The sequence below is a fragment of the Caulobacter sp. S45 genome (assembly GCF_903642205.1).
In the GTDB taxonomy this organism is placed as follows: Bacteria; Pseudomonadota; Alphaproteobacteria; order Caulobacterales; family Caulobacteraceae; genus CAHJWH01.
This window is the reverse complement of the sequence record NZ_CAHJWH010000259.1, coordinates 1-2,659: the sequence shown is the minus strand read 5'-3', so window position 1 is coordinate 2,659 and position 2,659 is coordinate 1. Positions and strand designations below refer to the sequence as shown.

The 2,659-nt window shown below is 73.6% G+C and carries 3 protein-coding genes; 2 read left to right on the top strand and 1 reads right to left on the bottom strand.

Features of this window, described 5'->3' with window-relative positions; translation table 11 throughout:
* Positions 1-48: 48 nt before the first annotated feature.
* Positions 49-603 (bottom strand): UDP-4-amino-4,6-dideoxy-N-acetyl-beta-L-altrosamine N-acetyltransferase, encoded by a 555-nt coding sequence (gene pseH, locus HUV06_RS15795; RefSeq protein ID WP_174302194.1) that lies wholly within the window; start codon positions 601-603, stop codon positions 49-51.
* Between the two features lie 111 nt (positions 604-714).
* Here pseH and pseI point away from each other — a divergent pair, with 111 nt between their 5' ends.
* Positions 715-1,788 (top strand): pseudaminic acid synthase, encoded by a 1,074-nt coding sequence (gene pseI / locus HUV06_RS15790; RefSeq protein ID WP_174302193.1) that lies wholly within the window; start codon positions 715-717, stop codon positions 1,786-1,788.
* Positions 1,789-1,971: 183 nt separating this feature from the next.
* On the top strand, positions 1,972-2,659 hold a 688-nt coding region (locus tag HUV06_RS15785; RefSeq protein WP_371811103.1), incomplete at its 3' end, for a hypothetical protein.

The following is a 2,659-nucleotide window of genomic DNA, read 5'->3' as shown; positions in this document are numbered from 1 at the left end:
TTAGACAGGCAGGCGACGCTCAGATAGCCCGCGTCTTGGAGCGTCAGATCACCCCGTGATCATCCCCGACTTCACCAGCTCACTCCGGACCGCCTCCCGCCTCACCGCCCACTCGTCCGCCAGGATCGCCATGAGCACCACGTCGCGGAACTCGCCGTGCTTGAAGGCGTGGCGGCGGAGATAGCCTTCGCGGCGGAAACCGGCGGCGGCCTGGGCCTTGAGCGCGGTCTCGTGGCCGGCGGGGACCTCGGACCAGACCTTGTGCAGGTCGTATTCGGCGAAGGCGCGGTCCAGGCCCAGAGCCTGGGCGGCGCGGCCGGCGCCGCGGCCGCGGGCGTCGGCCTCCCCGATGTACCAGCCCCATTGGGCGCGGCGCTGGGTCGGCGAGATGCCCACCAGCGTCAGGGCGCCGCAGGGCTGGCCGTTCAGCTCGATGATCCAGCCTCTACGGCGCGGGTCGGCGCGCAGGCCGTCGAACCACTGCTGGTGGCCTGCGAACTGCTCGGGCGGCAGCTCGTACATCCAGCGGTCCACCTCGGGCTCGCGCCGCCAGCGGAACAGGTCGTGGACATCCCCGTCCACAAAATCACGCAGCTCGATCATGCCGCAACCCCATCCGCTCGACCGGCGACAAAGCGTTAACGCTGACCAGGGAGACTGACGGCCGACGGCTGAACCCGGCCTGAACCCAGCGCATCCTCCGAGAGGCCGTCTGTGCCCGGCTCCGCCCGCAACGTCCAGACCCAACCCTTCGCGATCGCCGGCCGCGCCATCGGCGGCGAGGCCACCCCCTTCGTCATCGCCGAGCTGTCGGGCAACCACAACGGCGATATCGACCGTGCGCGCCGCCTGATCGACGCCGCCGCCGACGCCGGCGCCGATGCTGTGAAGCTGCAGACCTACACCCCCGACACCATCACCCTCGACCACGACGGCCCCGGCTTCCGGCTGGAGGGAGGCCTCTGGGCCGGGCGCACCCTGCACGACCTCTACGCCGAGGCGCACACCCCCTACGCCTGGCACGCAGCCCTGTTCGCCCACGCCCGGGCGCGCGGGATCACCATCTTCTCCTCGGTGTTCGACGAGACGGCGGTGGACCTGCTGCAGGGGCTGGACGCGCCGGCCTACAAGATCGCCTCCTTCGAGGCGGTGGACCTGCCGCTGATCGCCCGCACCGCCGCCACGGGCAGGCCGCTGATCATCTCCACCGGCATGGCCAGCCCGACCGAGATCGCCGCAGCGCTCTCCACCGCGCGGGCGCACGGGACGGGCGAGGTGGCCCTGCTCCACTGCGTCAGCGCCTATCCCGCCCGCTTCAGCGACGCGAAGCTTTCCACCATCCCGCGCCTGGCCGCCGACTTCGGCTGCGTGGCGGGCCTGTCGGACCACACGCCGGGGACGGTGGCGGCGGTGGCGGCGGTGGCGCTCGGCGCGGCGATCATCGAGAAGCACGTCACCCTTGATCGGGCCGACGGCGGACCGGACTCGGCCTTCTCGCTGGAACCGCAGGAGCTGGCCCAGCTGGTGCGCGCCTGCCGCGACGCCCACGCGGCGCTAGGCGAAGCCGGCTACGCCCGCGGCGTGGAGGAGAGCGCGAACCGCACCTACCGGCGCTCGCTCTATGTGGTCGCCGATGTCGAACGGGGCGCCCGACTCGGGCCGGAGCACGTCCGCTCCATCCGACCCGGCTTCGGCCTGCCGCCGTCGCGCCTGGACGACGTGCTGGGCCGCCGCGCCGCCCGCGACCTGACGCGGGGCGAACCCCTGGCCTGGGACATGGTGGGCTGAGCCCGTCGTCGGCGCGGCAAGGCGGCGTTTCAGCCCGGCAGTTTCTGACGCGAGCGCCCGGCCCACACGGCAGAAAGCGCCGCCTGGGGTCGCTCATCGGTTAATTCCGCCGCCGCGATCCAAGCCGGAGCAAGCGTTTGAGCGTTAATGGCGGCTGGCGCGGGGGTTGCGTGGAGCGGGTCGATGTCGTCGACCGCCGCCAGCCCGCCCTCAAGGACAGCCACCCCGTTCGCGGCGGCCCAGGCCGCGCGCCGGCGCCTGGAGGCGGACTCCGGCTTCCACACCCTGGTGGACGAGAAGACGAGCGATCAGGTGGGCGCTGGCGGCCCGGGCGCCGCAAAGCCGACCTCACCGGCCGCCAAGTCCAGACCCGCCAGCCCCCCAAACTCCGACGCGACCTCTAAAGGCGCCGCGCCGGCCGCCGGCGCGGCGGTGCCGACTGGGGCCAGCGCCCTGCAACAACCCCCTGAGGCGCTCATCGCGCTCCCCCTGCCTTCTGACACGGCGACCCCCGCGGAAACCCAGGCGGCGATCGCCGTTCAAGGCGAGGGCGCGGCGCAGTCCCCCACGGCCGTCCCTCCAGCCGTCCTGAAACCGCGCCTCGGCGCCTCCTCGGCCGCCCAGCCCACCCCGGACGACCTGGCGGAGGCTGACGAGGAGGCCGGCGGAACGGGCGAGTCCCTGCCCGGCGGTGCGCCGGCTGGGAGCGAGGCCTCCCGGCCCGCCGGGACGTCTTCGGGATCACCGCGTGCGCCGGCGCCGGCCGCCGGCTCCGCCGCTCAGCCGCTGATGGCCGCGCTGAGCGGGACCGGCGCGACATTGGTCAAGGCTCAGGCGGGACCGGGCGGGGCCGGTCCGCGTACCGCCGCCG